At 39.9% G+C, this 17,943-nt stretch carries 12 protein-coding genes; 8 read left to right on the forward strand and 4 right to left on the reverse strand.

The genetic code is table 11. From position 1 onward, the window contains the following. Positions 1-22 precede the first annotated feature (22 nt). The 3 genes from ABD985_RS16995 (at position 23) to ABD985_RS17005 (ending at position 2,732) form a co-directional block, all read left to right on the forward strand. Positions 23-271: a hypothetical protein gene (locus ABD985_RS16995; protein ID WP_345373826.1), complete on the forward strand. Its 249-nt coding sequence runs from the start codon at positions 23-25 to the stop codon at positions 269-271. 97 nt (positions 272-368) lie between these two features. Beyond that, positions 369-1,439, forward strand: coding sequence for a peptide chain release factor 1 (gene prfA / locus ABD985_RS17000; RefSeq protein ID WP_345373828.1), 1,071 nt, complete (start codon positions 369-371; stop codon positions 1,437-1,439). A gap of 321 nt (positions 1,440-1,760) precedes the next feature. After that, the gene (locus ABD985_RS17005) at positions 1,761-2,732 is read left to right on the forward strand and encodes a hypothetical protein (protein WP_345373830.1); all 972 of its coding nucleotides are present in this window, start codon (positions 1,761-1,763) and stop codon (positions 2,730-2,732) included. 102 nt (positions 2,733-2,834) lie between these two features. Here ABD985_RS17005 and ABD985_RS17010 read toward each other — a convergent pair whose 3' ends face one another. After that, the gene (locus ABD985_RS17010; RefSeq protein ID WP_345373832.1) at positions 2,835-3,092 is read right to left on the reverse strand and encodes a hypothetical protein; all 258 of its coding nucleotides are present in this window, start codon (positions 3,090-3,092) and stop codon (positions 2,835-2,837) included. A gap of 225 nt (positions 3,093-3,317) precedes the next feature. On the opposite strand from ABD985_RS17010, the gene ABD985_RS17015 reads away from it, so the two are divergent. After that, entirely contained in the window at positions 3,318-4,253 is a 936-nt protein-coding gene (locus tag ABD985_RS17015; RefSeq protein WP_345373834.1) for an NAD-dependent epimerase/dehydratase family protein, read from the forward strand. 65 nt (positions 4,254-4,318) lie between these two features. Here ABD985_RS17015 and ABD985_RS17020 read toward each other — a convergent pair whose 3' ends face one another. Beyond that, positions 4,319-7,225: a DEAD/DEAH box helicase gene (locus tag ABD985_RS17020; RefSeq protein WP_345373836.1), complete on the reverse strand. Its 2,907-nt coding sequence runs from the start codon at positions 7,223-7,225 to the stop codon at positions 4,319-4,321. Between the two features lie 180 nt (positions 7,226-7,405). Here ABD985_RS17020 and recG point away from each other — a divergent pair, with 180 nt between their 5' ends. After that, positions 7,406-9,502 carry an ATP-dependent DNA helicase RecG gene (gene recG / locus ABD985_RS17025; RefSeq protein ID WP_425550446.1) on the forward strand — a complete coding sequence of 699 codons (2,097 nt, stop codon included), beginning with the start codon at positions 7,406-7,408 and terminating at the stop codon, positions 9,500-9,502. 130 nt (positions 9,503-9,632) lie between these two features. Here recG and tpiA read toward each other — a convergent pair whose 3' ends face one another. Further along, the gene (gene tpiA, locus ABD985_RS17030) at positions 9,633-10,394 is read right to left on the reverse strand and encodes a triose-phosphate isomerase (protein ID WP_345373841.1); all 762 of its coding nucleotides are present in this window, start codon (positions 10,392-10,394) and stop codon (positions 9,633-9,635) included. A 256-nt stretch (positions 10,395-10,650) separates the two neighbouring features. On the opposite strand from tpiA, the gene prmA reads away from it, so the two are divergent. The 3 genes from prmA to ABD985_RS17045 all read left to right on the forward strand — a co-directional run bounded on the left by prmA (position 10,651) and on the right by ABD985_RS17045 (position 17,469). Beyond that, on the forward strand, positions 10,651-11,472 hold the full coding sequence (gene prmA, locus ABD985_RS17035) for a 50S ribosomal protein L11 methyltransferase (protein ID WP_345373843.1): 822 nt from the start codon (positions 10,651-10,653) through the stop codon (positions 11,470-11,472). Positions 11,473-11,508: 36 nt separating this feature from the next. After that, positions 11,509-16,434 carry a hypothetical protein gene (locus ABD985_RS17040; protein ID WP_345373845.1) on the forward strand — a complete coding sequence of 1,642 codons (4,926 nt, stop codon included), beginning with the start codon at positions 11,509-11,511 and terminating at the stop codon, positions 16,432-16,434. Between the two features lie 174 nt (positions 16,435-16,608). Beyond that, complete coding sequence (locus tag ABD985_RS17045) at positions 16,609-17,469, forward strand: toxin-antitoxin system YwqK family antitoxin (protein ID WP_345373847.1); 861 nt, start codon at positions 16,609-16,611, stop codon at positions 17,467-17,469. 238 nt (positions 17,470-17,707) lie between these two features. Here the strand turns inward: ABD985_RS17045 and ABD985_RS17050 are convergent, their stop codons facing one another. Then, positions 17,708-17,869: a hypothetical protein gene (locus ABD985_RS17050; RefSeq protein WP_345373849.1), complete on the reverse strand. Its 162-nt coding sequence runs from the start codon at positions 17,867-17,869 to the stop codon at positions 17,708-17,710. Positions 17,870-17,943: the final 74 nt, after the last annotated feature.

Consider the following 17,943-nt stretch of genomic DNA (forward strand, 5'->3'; position numbering starts at 1 on the left):
TTTTAATAACGACAAATAGACTATGACAAATCCACAGGTAATCGAGTATGTTGGCTACTTGGCTTCGGCCTTTGTTTTTTTATCCTTTTTGATGAAAGATGTAAAGCGTTTGAGGGTAATTAATATTGTAGGATGTAGTTTCTTTACGTTTTATGGCGTATTGGGAGGATATTGGCCTGTAGTGATTACTAATGTAGCAATTGCTTTCGTAAATGGATATCATATTCTAAAGCCTGTTGTCTTGCAGAGAAGGGGTTCTGATATGGAATAATCCTCTTTGACAGTATATTGTACCTTTTTCCCTAAAAATCTTACCTTTGTAAGGTTCTAATACTGCGATGGTAATTCGCAATAATACACACAGAAACATGATCGATAAATTAGAAGCGATAAAAGCACGTTTTGAGGAGGTTTCTCAAGACTTGGTAAAGCCAGAAACAATGGCGGATATGAAAGTATACGCCAAACTAAATAAAGAATATAAAGACCTGGATAAGGTTGTAAAGAAGTACGAGGAATATAAGGCGGTGCTGGACGGCATTCAAGGGGCAAAAGATTTGTTGTCCAATGAAAAAGATCCTGAGTTCAGAGAAATGGCCAAAATGGAGCTGGAAGAGTTGCAAGAGCAACAACCTGGCTTGGAAGAAGAGTTGAAACAACTACTGATTCCTAAAGACCCTAACGACAGTAAGGATGCGATCCTGGAGATCCGTGCCGGTGCAGGTGGTGATGAGGCTGCTTTATTTGCCGGAGATCTTTACCGTATGTACCAGCGTTTTGCGGAAGCAATGGGCTGGCAGATGAGCTTAATGGACTTTACGGATGGTACTTCTGGTGGTTTCAAGGAAATTGTGGTATCACTTTCTGGTGAGGACGTATACGGAAAAATGAAGTATGAGTCAGGCGTACACCGTGTACAGCGTGTTCCTGCAACTGAAACACAAGGAAGGGTACATACTTCTGCGGCTTCTGTAGCGGTACTTCCTGAAATGGAAGAAGTGGACGTAGAGATCAATATGAACGAGGTGAAGAAAGAAACCTACTGTTCTTCTGGTCCAGGTGGACAGTCCGTAAACACAACGTACTCAGCCGTTCGTTTGACGCACTTGCCAACAGGTATCGTAGCACAGTGTCAGGACCAAAAGTCACAGTTGAAGAACTTTGATAAAGCCTTGAGTGTACTACGTGCCCGTATCTACGAAGTAGAGTTAGAAAAGCACAACGAGGAAGTAGGAGCTGCCAGGAAATCAATGGTAGGTAGTGGTGACCGTTCCGATAAGATCAGAACATATAACTACCCTCAAAGCCGTGTGACTGATCACCGTATTGGCTATACCGTACACAACCTTCCAAACGTAATGGACGGAAATATTGGTGACTTCATTGAGCAACTTCGAATTGCTGAGAATGCAGAAAGAATGCAAGCCGGTGGAGAATAAACGTTGTTGTTGAATCGTTGAATTTCATCTTCGATGAGTTGAATTGAGCTTCGCTCGTTGATTCGAGTTGAATTGTTGATTGAGGTGTATACTGATACTTATACAACATATCAACTCGAATCAACTCATCGAAGATGAAATTCAACGAGCGAAGCTCAATTCAACGATTCAACAAAAAAAGTAAGCCCTTTCAGCAACCGTTGAAAGGGCTTACTTTTTTATTTTTTGTTCACTTTCTCATTTCACTTGTCTTTGTTCTATAGGGTAATTTTTATATTTGATTGAAAACAACCTGAATTCATTGAACAAAAACATTAAAAAATGAGAAAATTACTTTACCTCTTTACGAGTATTTCTTTGCTATGGATGACCTCTTGTGAGGAGATGACCCCTTGGGACGAAGCAGCAGCTGTCAATTGTTTGTTGACGGACGTAGATAATGAAATTTATTTCTATGCATATGACATCAGTAATCCGACTGTATTTGAGGAAGGTACAGTAAATATTCCTGAGTTATATACATACAACGATATGGAGCAACTGACCAAAGTTAGAATCTACGATGGGGAAGGAAGCTCTGCCGTGATCAACTTTGAATACGAAGGCGATCGAATAGTGGAGGCAAATAGTGGAACGCCAGGTGTTGCTTTTTGGTCTATTGTATTTGTCTATGAAGGCGATCGTATTGTAGAGGCTGTTGAGACTTATACAGAGAATGTTCCAAGCAGTAACCTTAAGGTGATCAAAGCGAACTCTATCCGTCGTGTGATGAATATGCAGAGAGAGAAGCGTGCAAAGTTGAATGTATCCAATGGACGTATTGCAGAGGAATATGTTGAAATAGGAAAATATGTTTTTGATTATAATGAGAATGGAGATATCTCAACGATAGCAACTTTCTTCGGAGAGGCGGATCGTTTTGTTTCTGCAGGTACGTATGATTTGACTTATGATGAGATTGGCAACTTGATAGAGTTATCAAGTACGGGTGAAGGGTACTACTGGTCTGATCGCTATACCTATGATGACATGATTAATCCTTTCGTAAAGACTTATCCTTCTCCAGTGATCTCTTTATTGGTGATGGAGGAGACGATCAGTGCGCATAATACATTGACCTATGATGAGTATATTTCTGTAGATGATCAGGAGTTTAGTAGTGTGACAGAGTATGCTTATGAGTATAATGAGGATCGACTACCAACGTTGCAAACGACAACTTATACAGAAGAGGAAGAAGGGGTGCAGGTTGAAGTAACCTCAAATCGTATTTTTTATTACGATTGCGAATAAATAGTGCTTATTAATTTTCAATTTTCAATGATTCAATTACCATTAACTGAAAATTAATCATTGAAAATTGAAAATTAATCATTGAAAATTAAGTGCATCAATTTAGCTGTTTATTAGCGATTCAATCGTCTCCTTCGCTTTTGCCAGATTCCTCTCTGCCTGCTCATTGCCTGCCACATCAATATCATTCAGTGCAGCAGAAACTTTTTGAACAATATCTCCTATCATCTCGGTAGTAATCGCCTCATTCATCTTCAGAAAAGTAAAGGCCTGTTGAATCAGCATGGCGATTTGATTTTCGTCCGTAGCGGTCATGATCTGATTTTTGAACTGTTCTGCGATTGTTTTTTCGTCAAACATACTTGTCTTCTTTTATTGTTTGGTGGATATATGTGGTATAAGAATGGATGATTAGTGAATCAACACTTGTTTTATCCGATTCCGATCTACAAATTTATTAAATATTACCATATTGTACCTTTCCAATTTTGGCACATTTCCTGTAAGTTTTTTGACCATATGAAATATCTTACACTAGAAGTGGCCATGGTACGTTATAGCAGAAGCAGCAATTAATAAGATAAAATGAGAAAGATACTAATCACCGGAGGCGCCGGTTTTATACCAAGCTCGTTAGCATCCAGATTATTGGAAAACCCAGAGAACTATGTTGTGTTGATGGATAATCTACTGACTGGAGATTTGAGGAACGTCCCTCAGCACCCCAATTGTAAGTTTATCAAGGGAGATGTTAATAATCATCAGGATGTAGCAGCTATCATGACCTCTTATGGGTTTGACTACGTGTTTCACTATGCAGCAGTGGTAGGGGTAAAGCGTACCTTGGAGAATCCGGTAATGGTGTTGAATGATATAGTGGGAATAGAGAATGTACTGTCACTTTCTAAGAATACGGGAGTGAAAAGGGTATTCTATTCTTCTTCTTCTGAGGTGTATGGAGAGCCGGTTCATTTGCCACAGCATGAACACACGACACCACTCAACTCACGCTTACCTTATGCTGTAGTCAAAAACGTAGGAGAAGCCTATTGCCGATCGTACAAGCAAGAGTATGATCTGGACTACACCATTTTCCGTTTCTTTAATACCTATGGGCCAAAGCAAAGTACGGACTTTGTGATGTCAAAGTTTATTGATGCAGCGTTGAGAGGAGAACCACTAACAGTGTATGGAGAGGGTGATCAAACCCGTACGTTCTGTTATATAGATGATAATATTGATATGACGATTCGTCTGTTAGAAGAAAACCTGGGAATGGATGAGGTAATTAATGTAGGAAACGATGTGTCTACAACGATTCTTGAACTAGCTACTAAAATCAAGGAAGTAACGAATAGTTCCTCAGAGATTGTACACCTTCCTCCATTGAAAGAAGGGGATATGAAACGCAGACAGCCAGATATTGATAAGATGAGGGAGATTTTGCACAGAGACTTATTGCCATTGGAAGAGGGTTTACAAAAAGTAGTAGAGGCTAGGAAGGCTTTACTATCTCTCTAAGTTGGAATAGCTTTTTTGTTCATTATGTTTAATTGAGCGAAGCTCAATTAAACATAATGAACAGACTAGCTCAGTAGTGCTTCAATATCTTCCTTATTCAAACGCTTCATAAAGCTTTCCTCCGTAGAAATCAGGGAGTCTGCCAGCTCTCTTTTACTTTGCTGCAAGGCAAGAATTTTTTCCTCTACAGTATCTTTCGCAATAAACTTATAGATAAAGACCTTGTTTTCTTGTCCGATACGGTGGGCACGATCCACCGCTTGTGCCTCAATGGCAGGGTTCCACCATGGGTCAAGGATAAAGACATAGTCAGCGGCTGTAAGGTTCAGGCCTAGACCACCGGCTTTTAGGCTGATTAAGAATACCTGACGTTGAGGGTCTTCCTGAAAGGCATTGACTTCTGCTTGTCGGTCTTTAGTTCCTCCATCCAGGTACGAGTATTGAATACCTTCCTCATCCAAGTAACGTTTGATAATCTGTAGGTGCTTAACGAATTGACTGAAAATAAGCACTTTATGATCTCCTTGTAAGGTGTTTTCCAGCGTTCTTCGTACGGCTTCCATCTTACCGGAATCTCCCTCGTACTTCTCGTTCATCATCTTTGGATGGTTCGCTAACTGTCTTAGTTCAGTAAGTCCCTTGAGAAGCATCATTTGGGTACCACTGACCCCTTGCTCTTCAATTTGATCCAGAATTTCGTTACGATAAGAAGACTTGGTTTCCTCATAAAGTTTACTTTGCTGCTCTGTCATGGTACAGTATTGTACCTTCTCCACTTTACCGGGGAGCTCTGTGGCTACTTGTGACTTATGTCGTCTAAGAATAAAAGGCTTAATGATACTATGAAGCTTTTTATACTTCTCTTCATCTTTTTTTCGTTCAATAGGCTGTAAAAACTCCTTTTTGAAGAACGTTTGGTTGCCCAGCAATCCAGGGTTTACAAAACTCATTTGTGACCATAGATCCATGGTCGTATTTTCAATAGGAGTACCGGTTAGGATTAATCGTCTCCTTGATTTTAGTTGCTTGACTGCCTTGGCAATATTGGAGTTAGGATTCTTGATCGTTTGTGATTCATCCAGAACGATATAGTTGAAGAAGTACTCTTTCAAAATATCAACATCCAATCGAACGATACCATAGGAAGTAATTACCAGATCATATTGACTGAATAGTTCCGGGTTTTTATTTCGATTAGTTCCCGTGTAATTAAGGACCTTTAAGGAAGGTGTAAACTTCTTGGCCTCCATTTCCCAGTTATACAACAAGGAGGTAGGCATGACTAGCAAAGAGGTTTGAGGAGTATCCAACTCTTGCTCCTGCTGTAGTAGTGCTAGGGTCTGTACCGTTTTTCCTAAGCCCATATCATCGGCCAAACAACCCCCAAAGTTATATTCTTTCAGGAAGTTCATCCAGTTATATCCTGCTTTTTGGTAAGGGCGCAAGGTACCCTGAAACCCTGTAGGCTCTTCAAAGTCTTCAATGGTTTCGAAGTCTCTCAGTTGCTCTAATTTACGGTCAAAAGAGACCTTTGCCAGATCACTTTCTTTGAGTTCATGGACTACAGACAAGTGATGCTTTTTAAGGTGCTGCTCTGTTCCTCCTTCCATAAAATGAAAGAGGTCTGCATATTTTGAGAACCAAACCGTTGGAATAACGGCTACTTCTCCACTTGGAAGTAGAAACTCGTGTTTTCCCTGTATAATTAGCTTACGGATATCCATAAATGGAATCTCGAATGCACCAAATAGTACTTTTGCCTTAATATCAAACCAGTCTTTATTCTCACTGATCTCTATATTGATGGAGGATTTCCCTACAAAGTAGCGCTTCTCCTCATCGCTTTCTTGCTTGACCAGAATGTTTTCCTGATCCAAAAAGTCTTTATGTTCCGATAGCCAATTGAAGGCATTGGCTTTGCTCATGCACATGGTAGGGGTATGGTTTAAATCAAGCCCTTGATCTTCCAGTAAGGATAATACTTTTTTCTCCAGCGCTTGATGTCTCTTGGTTTTTGAGAACAGGTATTCGTCTCCATTTTTTTCTAAAGAGACATACCATTCTTTTTCTCCATTACCATTGGAAACCATGGTGTCATCATAGAGAAAGTGAAGCTCAAAGATTACCTCAGAGTTGTCCTCTCCCATATTGTTGACTTGTTCTATAGTATGAAAGGACAATAGGGGGGTGATTTTTTCTGTTCTTTTGGCTTCCATGACCATACCGTAGCCGCGCATCTTCACGTCAGTCGTTTCGGCCAAAGGAATAACGAACTTCTGGAAGTAGCTCTCTTCCATTTTTTTAGGAATAGCGATAAACTTCTTTTTGAGGAAAGGCTTGATCTTATTGCCTTCTATTCCTCCTTTGAAGTGTATGATTTTATCATCCAAGACAACCCAGGCAGGAGTATTGCACAGCAAGTAGGCATCATGGTGGTGTAGTTTTTCAATGCGTTCTCCTTCAAAAAAGATATGGGGGAAATAATGAGTGTTTTCTTCATTACGATGAAAAACAAATCGGACCTCCGCAGCTGTAGGTTGTAGACGAAGTGTTTTGGCAGTGGGCTCTCCATCATTGCCCATTTCAAAAACTAATTTGCCAGGTAAAAGGTCAAGAATCTTTGCTCGTCGCTCTTCCAGGTAGGCTTGTATGCTTTCTTGTAATAGTTTATTGCCTTCTCCTTTTTCATAGATTTCATGGAAGAATTTATTGACGGACATTTTCTTAACCGCAAATTTCTTCATGATTGCTCCCTGCTGTATTTCATCCATCAAGCGTATAAGCTTGTAGTCTCGCTCATCTAGCGCATTCTCAAACTCACGAGCATTTTGTATCGAAATATTTTGATGTTGTAAGGTCAATTTATTTTTGCCGTCCAATTGCACAACAAAAGATTCGAACAGGTATCCTAGATACTGATGCTCGTAAAGGGAATAAACGATTTGAAAGGGTTTGCGGGTCGAAACTTTCATAACTCAGCTGAGACAATAAATAATACACTCCATGAATTCATGTAAATCTTCAAATTTAACTATTATTTTTAATATTTAGAAATATTCTCCAAGAGTGCTTCTAAACATATTTAAAGCGTCTTGAGGTAATCTTATATTTGTGCCTCAAGATTACTTATGATTTGAAAACCAATGACAAATATCAATAATATATTTTCCACCAAGATTGAATTTCTCAAAGGCGTAGGCCCTAAAAAGGCAGAGTTGCTAAACAAAGAATTGGGTATTTTTACGTTTGGAGAATTGATTGCCCATTTTCCTTTTCGACATGAAGACCGCACACAGTTTTATCGGGTGGGAGACTTGCATGAAGAGATGCTTTATGTACAAGTGAAAGGAAAGTTACTAAGAAAAGAGGTGGTAGGCAGTGGAAGGAGTAAGCGTTTGGTCGCTTACTTAAAAGACGAAACCGGAATGTTGGAGCTGGTTTGGTTTAAAGGTATCAATTGGTTGGATAAGCAAATCAAGGATGGGGTAAGCTATGTGGTCTTTGGAAAGCCACAGCGCTTTGGACATAAATGGAGTATTACCCATCCGGAGATGGAAGTGATCACGGCAGAAACCAAGGTGGAAGGAGGTTTGATGCCTGTGTATCATACATCGGATAAGATGAAGACCAAAGGATTGGACAGTAAAGGAGTAAGTAAGCTTACACGTGCCTTATTGGAAAATACCTATGATCAGATTCAGGAGACCTTACCGGAGTATATCTTGAAGCGATTTCATTTCTTGTCTAAGAAACTGGCGGTAGCTTATGCTCACTTTCCTAAAGACCCTACCCTATTAGCCGATGCCAATGCCCGTTTGAAGTTTGAGGAGTTATTTTTCATGCAAATGAAACTGATCGCTTCTCGGATGGGTAAAAAGACAGAGAAGTTTCGGGGACAAGTATTTAAGAATATTCCCACTTTAAATCTTTTTTATAAGGAGCATCTGCCATTTGATCTGACCAACGCCCAAAAAAGGGTGATCCGGGAAGTATTTAAGGATATGACTTCAGGTTATCAGATGAATCGTTTGTTACAAGGGGATGTAGGGAGTGGAAAAACCATTGTCGCTTTTATTTGTATGTTGATCGCATTGGATAATGAGGCGCAGTCTTGCATTATGGCTCCTACGGAAATTTTAGCACAACAGCATTATGAGGGACTAAAAGAACATGCAGAAAAAATAGGGGTGACCATTGACCTTTTGACAGGTTCCACCAAAGCGAAGAAGAGAAGAGAAATAGACGAGACCCTTCGGGATGGTTCCTTGAAAATTATCGTAGGAACCCATGCCTTGATTGAGGCGAAGGTGGATTTCAAGAACCTTGGATTATGCGTGATCGATGAGCAACATCGTTTTGGAGTAGCACAAAGGGCAGCCTTATGGAAAAAGACTAGTGTGGCGGCACCACATATTCTGGTAATGACTGCAACCCCTATTCCAAGAACATTGGCGATGACGGTTTATGGAGACCTGGATGTTTCTGTGATTGATGAATTACCGGCAGGACGTAAGCCTATTGTTACTTCTCACCGTACAGATGCAAATCGTTTGAGGGTATTTGGGTTCATCAAGGAAGAAATTGCGAAAGGAAGACAGGCATATATTGTCTATCCCTTGATTGAGGAGTCTGAGAAGTTGGACTATAATAACCTGATGGATGGATATGAGAGTATCTGTCGGGCTTTTCCGGGAGTGCCTATCAGTATTGTACATGGTCGTATGAAGCCTGAGGATAAGGATTATGAGATGCAGCGTTTCGTAAAAGGAGAAACCAAGATTATGGTGGCCACTACCGTGATCGAAGTGGGGGTAAATGTGCCCAATGCTTCCGTAATGGTAATTGAGAACTCTGAGAAATTTGGACTGGCCCAGTTGCATCAGTTGAGAGGTAGAGTGGGAAGAGGAGCAGAACAATCCTATTGTATTCTGATGACTGGCAAAAAGCTTAGTAAGGATGGAAAGTTTCGTATTGAAACCATGTGCCGTACCAACAATGGATTTGAGATTGCTGATGCCGATTTGAAACTAAGAGGTCCTGGAGATATTGAAGGTACACAGCAAAGTGGTATTCTGAATCTTAAGTTTGCAGATTTGGGGAGGGATGCGCAGGTGTTGCAAGAAGCCAGAGCATTGGCGGAGCAGATCCTGGAAGAAGATCCCGATTTGGAGAAAGAGGAGCATGCAGTGATTCGTAGGCAGCAAGCCCGTTTTGCCAAGAAAGAAACCAACTGGAGTAGAATCAGCTAGTAGTGCCGCGCTACTGGCGCGGCATTATAAGGGTCTGTAACACCTGTGTACGTGAGGACGTACCAAAAAAAAGGCCTGCAACAGTATCGTTGCAGACCTTTTTATATCCCTAGTAAAGTATTTCTCTCAATTAGTATGACTTCGTGATATCGATAAAGTCTCTAGAAGCTAGAGAAGCTCCTCCGATCAATCCACCGTCAACATCTGCGCCACCGAAAATCTCGTTCGCATTAGATGGCTTACAGCTACCGCCATAAAGGATAGAAATCTCGTTAGCTACATCTGAACCATATTTAGATACCAACATGGCACGAATATCCGCATGCATTTCTTGCGCTTGTGCTGAAGAAGCAGTTTTACCTGTACCAATAGCCCATACTGGCTCGTATGCAATCACTACTTTCTTGATTTCCTCTTCTGAAAGGTGGAATAAAGACTCCTCCAATTGCTGTCCTACTACTTCTTTTTGCTTTCCTGCTTCTCTCTCTTCCAATACCTCTCCTACACAGAAAATAGGCAACATCTCATGCTTCAATACGATGTCTACTTTTTTCGCTAGCTCTGCGTTAGTCTCTTTGAAGTATTCTCTACGCTCGCTATGTCCAAGGATTACATAGTCTACACCGTAAGATTTAAGCATAGCCGCAGAAGTTTCTCCTGTATAAGCACCGCTTTCTTCTGTATGACAGTTTTGTGCTGCAACAAATACATTAGATGCTCCACCTACTAAGGCTTTTACACTTCCAATATGTACAAATGGTACTCCCATAATTACAGTGACGTCTGCAGGAGTTTCATCTTTTGCCATGTTTACCACTTCTGAAGCCAATTTCAATGCATCGTCTTTCAGGGTATTCATTTTCCAGTTACCGGCTACGACTTTCTTTCTCATTGTTAGTGTGAACGGTTTAAATCGTTAAAATTATATTTATCGACTAAATATAGGGAAGTAAACGGGAAAAAGTTTAGTAAGATAATAAAAGTCATCTTTTCTATGTCCACAAACTCCCCCTTACGATCATAGTCATCAGAAGTGTACCTGCAGCACTTCCCTTTTCCCTTATACCTATTACTTTATACCTTTTACTTCCTCCCTTTTCTCTATCTTTGAGAAAATTATTTATCCGTTTATTTAAGCAGTAATTGATATGGGATTTATCACCATTAGTTTTCAGTGTACAGAAGAGCTATCAGAGATCGTACAGGCTCTTCTAGGAGGGATTGGTTATGAAGTGTTCTTGGATAATGAGGAAGGATTCGATACCTCTATTGAGAAAGAAAACTACGATCAGGAAGCCTTTGAAGAGGTGATCGCACCTTTTAAGGAGCAGGTAACCTATGAGGTAAGGGAAGAGGAAAAGCAAAACTGGAATAAACTTTGGGAGAGTAATTATGAACCAGTAGAGGTAGCGGACAATATATTGATACGTGCCTCTTTTCATCAACCAGAGAAGGAGTATGACTATGAAATTGTGATTACTCCTAAAATGTCTTTTGGAACGGGGCATCACCCAACGACGACCCTAATGCTACGAAACCAGCTTACTGTCAACCATAAGGATCAAACTGTCGCTGATTTAGGGTGTGGAACAGGTATTTTGGCGATTATGGCCATGAAGTTGGGAGCGACATCTGTCGACGCTTGTGATATCGAGGATTGGTCTGTAGAGAATGCCTTGGAAAACGCTTCTTTGAATGAGGTAGATGTTAACGTAACAGTGGGTACTGTGGAACAGATGCCGAAAAAAGATATTTATGATGTAGTGCTGGCTAACATTAATCGAAACGTCTTGCTTTCTGAAATGCCAATATATGCGGGAATGCTTCGTTCAGAAGGTAAGCTCCTTCTAAGTGGTTTTTATACGGAGGACTTACCGGTGATTCAAGCTGCCGCAGAAAAAGAAGGCTTGCAGTATAGCGCTCACAAGACTCTGAACAATTGGGTGAGTGCTGTTTTTGAGAAACAATAAAAAAATTAAGTCGTACGATATTTTTCTTACACGAATATGAGAATAATACTTCTTTGCTTCATTTTACTTCAATTCTTGGTAGGTAGTGTTTGGGCACAACAGAGTAGCCGTCCAGTGTTATTTACACAGCCAGATAGTCTTTGGATGGATGTAAGTAGCCTGATCGATATACAACAAGCAGGAAGTGAAGAAGAGGTAACAGAAGGCTCTGTGCTGGACTCCTTGTCGACACTGCTGTCAGAAAAGGAGCAGCTTAGGTTTTTTGAGGCAGCACAGGCGATTTATAAAAAATCTCCCCAACCAGCAGAAGAGTTAAAGCTATTCTATGAGTGTATTCGTGTAGGAAAAGTCGGCTTATTGAATGAGGAACAATTGGAGCGCCTGATGGTTATTGTGCGCTCTACTTATGGTTTCTACCCTTCTAAGGTAGGTAAGCATTTCTTGCATAACTCCCTGCGTTTGATGACGGAAGGGGTATTGCAACGGTCTACTTATTCTAGTACATCCCTGTTGAAGGGAAATATTGACTTTGGATATATTCCGGCAGAAGGGGAAACATTGTCCCAGGATATGGGGGAATGGTTCCAATGGGAAGAAGATAGTACGGCGACCGAGGTTGTAGAGCAGGAGGTAGAAGAAGAGGATAATATGGGAGAAGTAACCTGGAGTAGTGATCAGGTTTACTTTGAGAGTAGTGATGAGCAAAGTGAAGATACAGCATGGGAAGAGGAGCAGGAGAAAGAAGAGTTTGTTGCGATCCCAGAGAATAAAAAGCCCATGAGGGTAGGACCTTATTTAAAGCTAGATGAAGCTACACTGACATTTCAAGCCAATGAGGATTCTCTGGCATTGGAGGAAATAACGGCAGAGGTTTTTTATCTGAGTGATTCTATACTGATACAAGAGGCAAAAGTGTATTGGGAAAATGTGGGGTATCCTAGGGATTCAGTATATGCGGTATTAAAAGATTTTTCCTTTGAGTTGGGTACCCGAAAAATTGAGGCCCATTCCTCTAATCTTTTTTATTACAATTATGGAGATACGTTATTGGAAGGTAACTTTCAATATAGCCTGACTCGAATTAATCAGACCCCTGAGAAGGCAAAATATCCTTACTTCCAATCCTATTATCATAATGTAGTGATCAAAGAGCGAGACTATGAACTGACAGGAGGAATTACCTTGGAAGGAAGAAAGTTTAGTACAGAGGCTCTCGGAGATCAATTGTCCCAGCTAAAAGTTTTCAAAGAGGATACATTGATGATTACTTCCAGGGCAAAAATATTTAAAAAAGGGAGTTATGGATGGGAGTCTGAAGAAGCTAATCTAAATATTAATTACCTGGAGAAGGATTCTATTGTACATCCCAAAGGACAATTGGAATATAATTACCTGAATAAAACATTATTTTATCTGAAAGCAGATGGAATTTATGAGTATAGTCCATACATATTTTCCTTCCATAAGGTAGGAGTATATTCCAATGCATTGCACTGGAACCTGCAAAAGGGAGAGATGAATCTGGAGACATGGAAAGCCTCTGAAAGAGTCCCTTCCTATGTGAACTCAGAACATTATTTTGACCTGGCAAAGTATAAGGATTTGGGAAGTTACTACGATTTCCACCCTTTGGCTTTAGTGTATTGGATGGCCCGTAAGCAGAATGATCCTTTGGTGGATATTGAAGAGTTGAGTGAACGTGCTGATATTCCTTTGAATTTATTGGAAAGATCTATCGGGTTGTGTGTTGCCGAAGGCTATATGGATTATGATCAAACGGCCGGAGAGGTTACACTTTTACCTAAAGGTGTATTTGTTCATCATGCTTATCTTTTTTATAAGCGTATGCACCGCCTAAAGCGCAAAACTATTCCGGTAGCATCAAAAGACGCTGACTCTACACAGGTGGCGAAAACGACTAAGAAATTATTTGATTATGATAACCTTAACCTGGAATCTACAATAGAGGGTGCGCCCAACCTAACGTTGTACTTAAAGGATAGTACCTTGAAAGTAAGAGGAGTGGAACGATTCTCAATGAGTGACACTCTACGCATTCAGGTAACACCAAGAAATAAAGAAGTCCTGTTGAAGGAGAATAGAAATATGATGTTTGGAGGAGAGGTAAGGGCAGGAAACTTGATCTTTAGAGGAAACCAGTTTGACTTTGATTATGACTCTTTTCAGGTAAACCTTACTGATATACAATCTGTTTCCTTTTGGCTTCCAGGACAACAAGAAGAAGCGCCTAACTCTATCGTAAATACCGGTGGAGTTCTTCGTATGAATGGCAATAACAAGAGTGGTATGCGTCAGAGTAAGGCGAGTTTTAGAGCGCCAGAAGGGGGACGTATGGACTTTGATGAGCAAGTGAACTCTGAGTTGAAGCCGGAGATGATAGAAGCACTTCCTGAGTCTAAGAGGGTATATATGAAAATTCCGAACATTAATGTAGATAACATTAATGAGGAAATGGATATGACCTTCTCTGGAGAGTTTTACTCTGGAAATATTTTTATCCCCTTTGAAGATACAATTCGATTAAATATGAGAGATAAGGCTTTCGGGTTTAAGCGAAAGCAGCAAGAATATCCCTTGTATGAAAAAGATAATGCGGGGTATATAGGAACATTGATACTGGACTCTAAAGGACTGAGAGGAAATGGAGAGTTGAATTACTTGGGAAGTAATTTCCGTTCGGATGATTTCCAGTTTTATACCGACTCCGTAACAACTGTAGGTAACTCCGCCCGTATTGAGTCAGAAATTCACCCAAGGGTAGATATGGATGCCTATAGTATGACATGGCATGTTTATCAGGATAGTATGGTATTTAATACCATGAAAAGAACAATTGACGATACAGAGCCTCCATTTAGAATGTATGCAGACATGCTTCAGGGTGGTGAGAATATAGCATTTACAGGAACACTCGCCCTAATGCCGAGTAAGGTTGCTGGAGATGGAAAGATTGAGACACAAGAGTCCAAAACAGAGTCACATAACTTTAAGTTTAGAAAACGAACGTACGAAAGTGATAATTCTACCTTTACAATTAAGGGAGAAACGGTGGCTGATAAAGATGGACTAAGAGGGGTACATATGCATGTACTGGGAGATTTGGAAAGAAATGAGGTGGTGATTAAAAAGGAAGGACAAGACTCTCAGTTTACATTTCCTAATAATGAATTTAAAACGGAAATTGAGGAAGCCCGCTGGAAGATCCTGGAGAAAAAAGTATATATGAATAGCCAGGGGGACCGGAAAAACTTTGCTTCTACTAAGAATGGAAATTCCCCATTGATTATCCCTGGAAAGCATGCCATTTATGATCTTCAGGATTATTCTTTGTCAATTGGAGGGGTAGAGAATATTACGGTGGCTAATAGTTATATCTATCCGAGTGAAGAGGATAGTGTGGTGATGGTTGGAAAAGGAGGTGAAATTGAGAACCTGGAGAATGCAGAAGTAGTATTTGATAAGGATAATCAATATCATCGCTTGACCAATGCTAATATCCAAGTAGTAGACAGTAGAAACTATAAAGGGTCAGGATACTATCTATATCATAATGAAGAGAATGATACCATTACCTTAAGCATTGATGAAATAGGACAGGAGTATGTAGAAGATGGAGAAGTAGAAACCACCATTATTACAGCAAAAGGAGAAGTACTGGAAGAGGATGCTTTTCTCTTTAAACCAGGTTTTCGATTTTCTGGTAAGTATATGTTGAAGCACGATATGCGTTATATGGGCTTTGATGGAAAGTTTCGACTGGAAGTAGATGAAGAAGGGCTCAATTGGTATACGTATAAGAAGGATCTTTCGGACCCAGAAAATGATTCTCTTCCGGTAATCATTGTGGATGAAAACCTTGAGATGTTTGGACAGAACTATAATCCTAAAGTGGGTATTTACCTGAATACTCTTGCTATGCCTCAAGGAACGTTCTTGCACTATGATGAAAAGCTGGATAAAGGGAGAGCCATTGTAAAAGGAGTAGGAAAGCTATCTTTTAAGGATGGATTGTATCAGGTCAAAGGTGATGGAGATATGTTGACTAATCCTTATTATTGGAACCATATCACCTATGACCATATGGCGAATGAAATTCGTTTTGAAGGGAAAATGGAATTGATCAAAAATGTCAATATCAAGGAATATCAAGTAGATTTTTATGGGAAAGGACATATGAATGTACCTCCTTTGGGAGAAGAAAGCTTAGATGCTCCTATTTTTGAAAGCCATGCAGCTATATATCTCCGAGCAGAAGCATTAAAAAAAGGAAAAAGTGCTATCAAGGAAGATATAGGAATTGACGATGATCGAGGAGATAGTTATGAGCCTCAGGGAGCAGTGATTTTATCACATCATCGTCAAGAGGTGTTAGCATTACTTCGTCCGTTGATTGACAATGGAGATACGGAGTTATTTGGCAATTTTGGAGAAACGATGGAGACAGGAGAGCTTCTGTATGATATTGCCCGTTTATCAGAGAACGGTATTCTTATATCTAACGCACATATCAAGTGGTCAGAGGAAGGAGCATTCTATAATGAAGGGACGATTGGTTTAGTAAGTGCTTTTGGCGTGATGATTAATCAAGAAGTAGATGGGTTGATAGAGATTCCAAAGGCTGGGCAAAGAGGAGATGACTATACGTTCCGCCTGTACTTTGAGAAAGAAAGAGTACAGTACTTCATTTCAGTAGAAAGAGGGAAGTTATCAGTTTGGTCTTCCAATGAAGAGTTTATGAACGGTTTTGCTAAGTCCAAAGTAGTCAACTTGCTAGAGCAGGATGATGTGATTAAGTTCCGATCGAACTTTAATATTGTATACTTGGATAAAGAGCCAGGGTTTGGAGACGATTTTGGCAATGACAATTTTGACGGAGGAGGAACAGGAAGCCCTATGGATGATCAAGTACAACCAATGGATGATGACGATGGTGGTTTCTAAGTAAAGGGAGAATTCTTTAACGAAGCACCTTTGAATTTTTATATAAATTTTATTGTTTAGAGCTTATTTGGAAGTTCCTTTCTGAAGGGGTAGTCCAAACAAGCTCTAAGCTTCCGTTGACAGATTATTGTCTTTTTTAGGGATTGGTACTTATACTAAAATTCATTTTTACCTATGATCAGAAAAATCTTATTCGTGACTTTCTTATTCTTTACCTTACAAGGGTGGGCCCAGGATAAAGGGAAGAAAACTTCACCTCAGGATTCTGTGGCGGTAGATTTATCCTCTATGGAGGAAGGGGTACCAACCATTGAACTGAACCCGGGCGCCAAATTGGAGGAGGAGAATAGGAAAAGAAAGAAAAAAAAGAAACGCAATGTCTTTTGGGGAGTAAAAACGAAACGCAAGTTTACCAAAACAACCCGCAATGGTAAGACAACTTTTGAGCTATTTTATGTACTTAAGAGCTGGGATAGTCCCAATGCTTACCCTTATCAAAAGTATTATTATAATTCCGATGCTCGCGCTGTCGTACAAAAACAAACAGTTTTCAAGAAACACGGAATGCCATTGCATGGTCCATATTATAAAATTGTAGAAGGAGATACCGTAGTGACCGGACAGTTTTATAAAGGAGTCCGTACGGGGCGTTGGACAGCCTATCAAAAAAATAATGTCTTGGATGCTATGATGGTACAGGACAAGAAATACTATTATATGGGCTTCCCCAAAGATGCAGAGGTCTCATATTACGATGCCGACCAGAAAAGAGTAAAAGAGGTTATTCCTTATCAACATGGGCTAAAGGATGGCTATTACTTGAAATACTATCCTAGTGGTGCTTTGGAGATTGTGGGCCTATATAAAGAAGATGAAAAAGTAGGGATCTGGATGGAATACTATGACCGAAAGGATCGCATAATGAGGCGAAAGGAGATACAGCATCGCAAAGATCCTTTTGATGAAGGTTTTGAGCCTTATGTTCGTAAAGAGTGGACCAAGACCGGTAAGAAAACATATGACCATAAAAAGTAATGAAATAAAAAAGTCACCTTGAATCACAAAGAATCAAGGTGACTTTTTTTTAGAATAAATTGATGAAATACCTAATTCCCTCCCCTATGGTCCGTCCATATAAATAAAATTTGTGTAGGATTCTATCATCTTTACTCATGGGACGTACGATCATTCCTCCACCTTGAATATTGGTGTATTCAGTTGTTTTAAGTTCTTGCATAACGTTGTGTCTTTGGGTTAGTTAAATCGATCTGGTTTATTTGTAAAGTACAGATTCAGTTTCATTGAATAATCCGTACATGATGCCACGATAAAAGCTGCGAAAAATCTGACTGAAGGAAGGTCCGAGATCTAGTCCTCCTTTGATGTTTTGTAGTTGCTCTTCTTTTAAGGGCTGTAATAGTGTTGATTCTTTCATAGAAATGAATGGTTTAGATGAATAAATGTGTCAACACTTCAAAGGTGGGGGACCAAAAGACAATAATATGGGAT

The organism is Algivirga pacifica (assembly GCF_039543525.1).
Lineage (GTDB): Bacteria > Bacteroidota > Bacteroidia > Cytophagales > Flammeovirgaceae > Algivirga > Algivirga pacifica.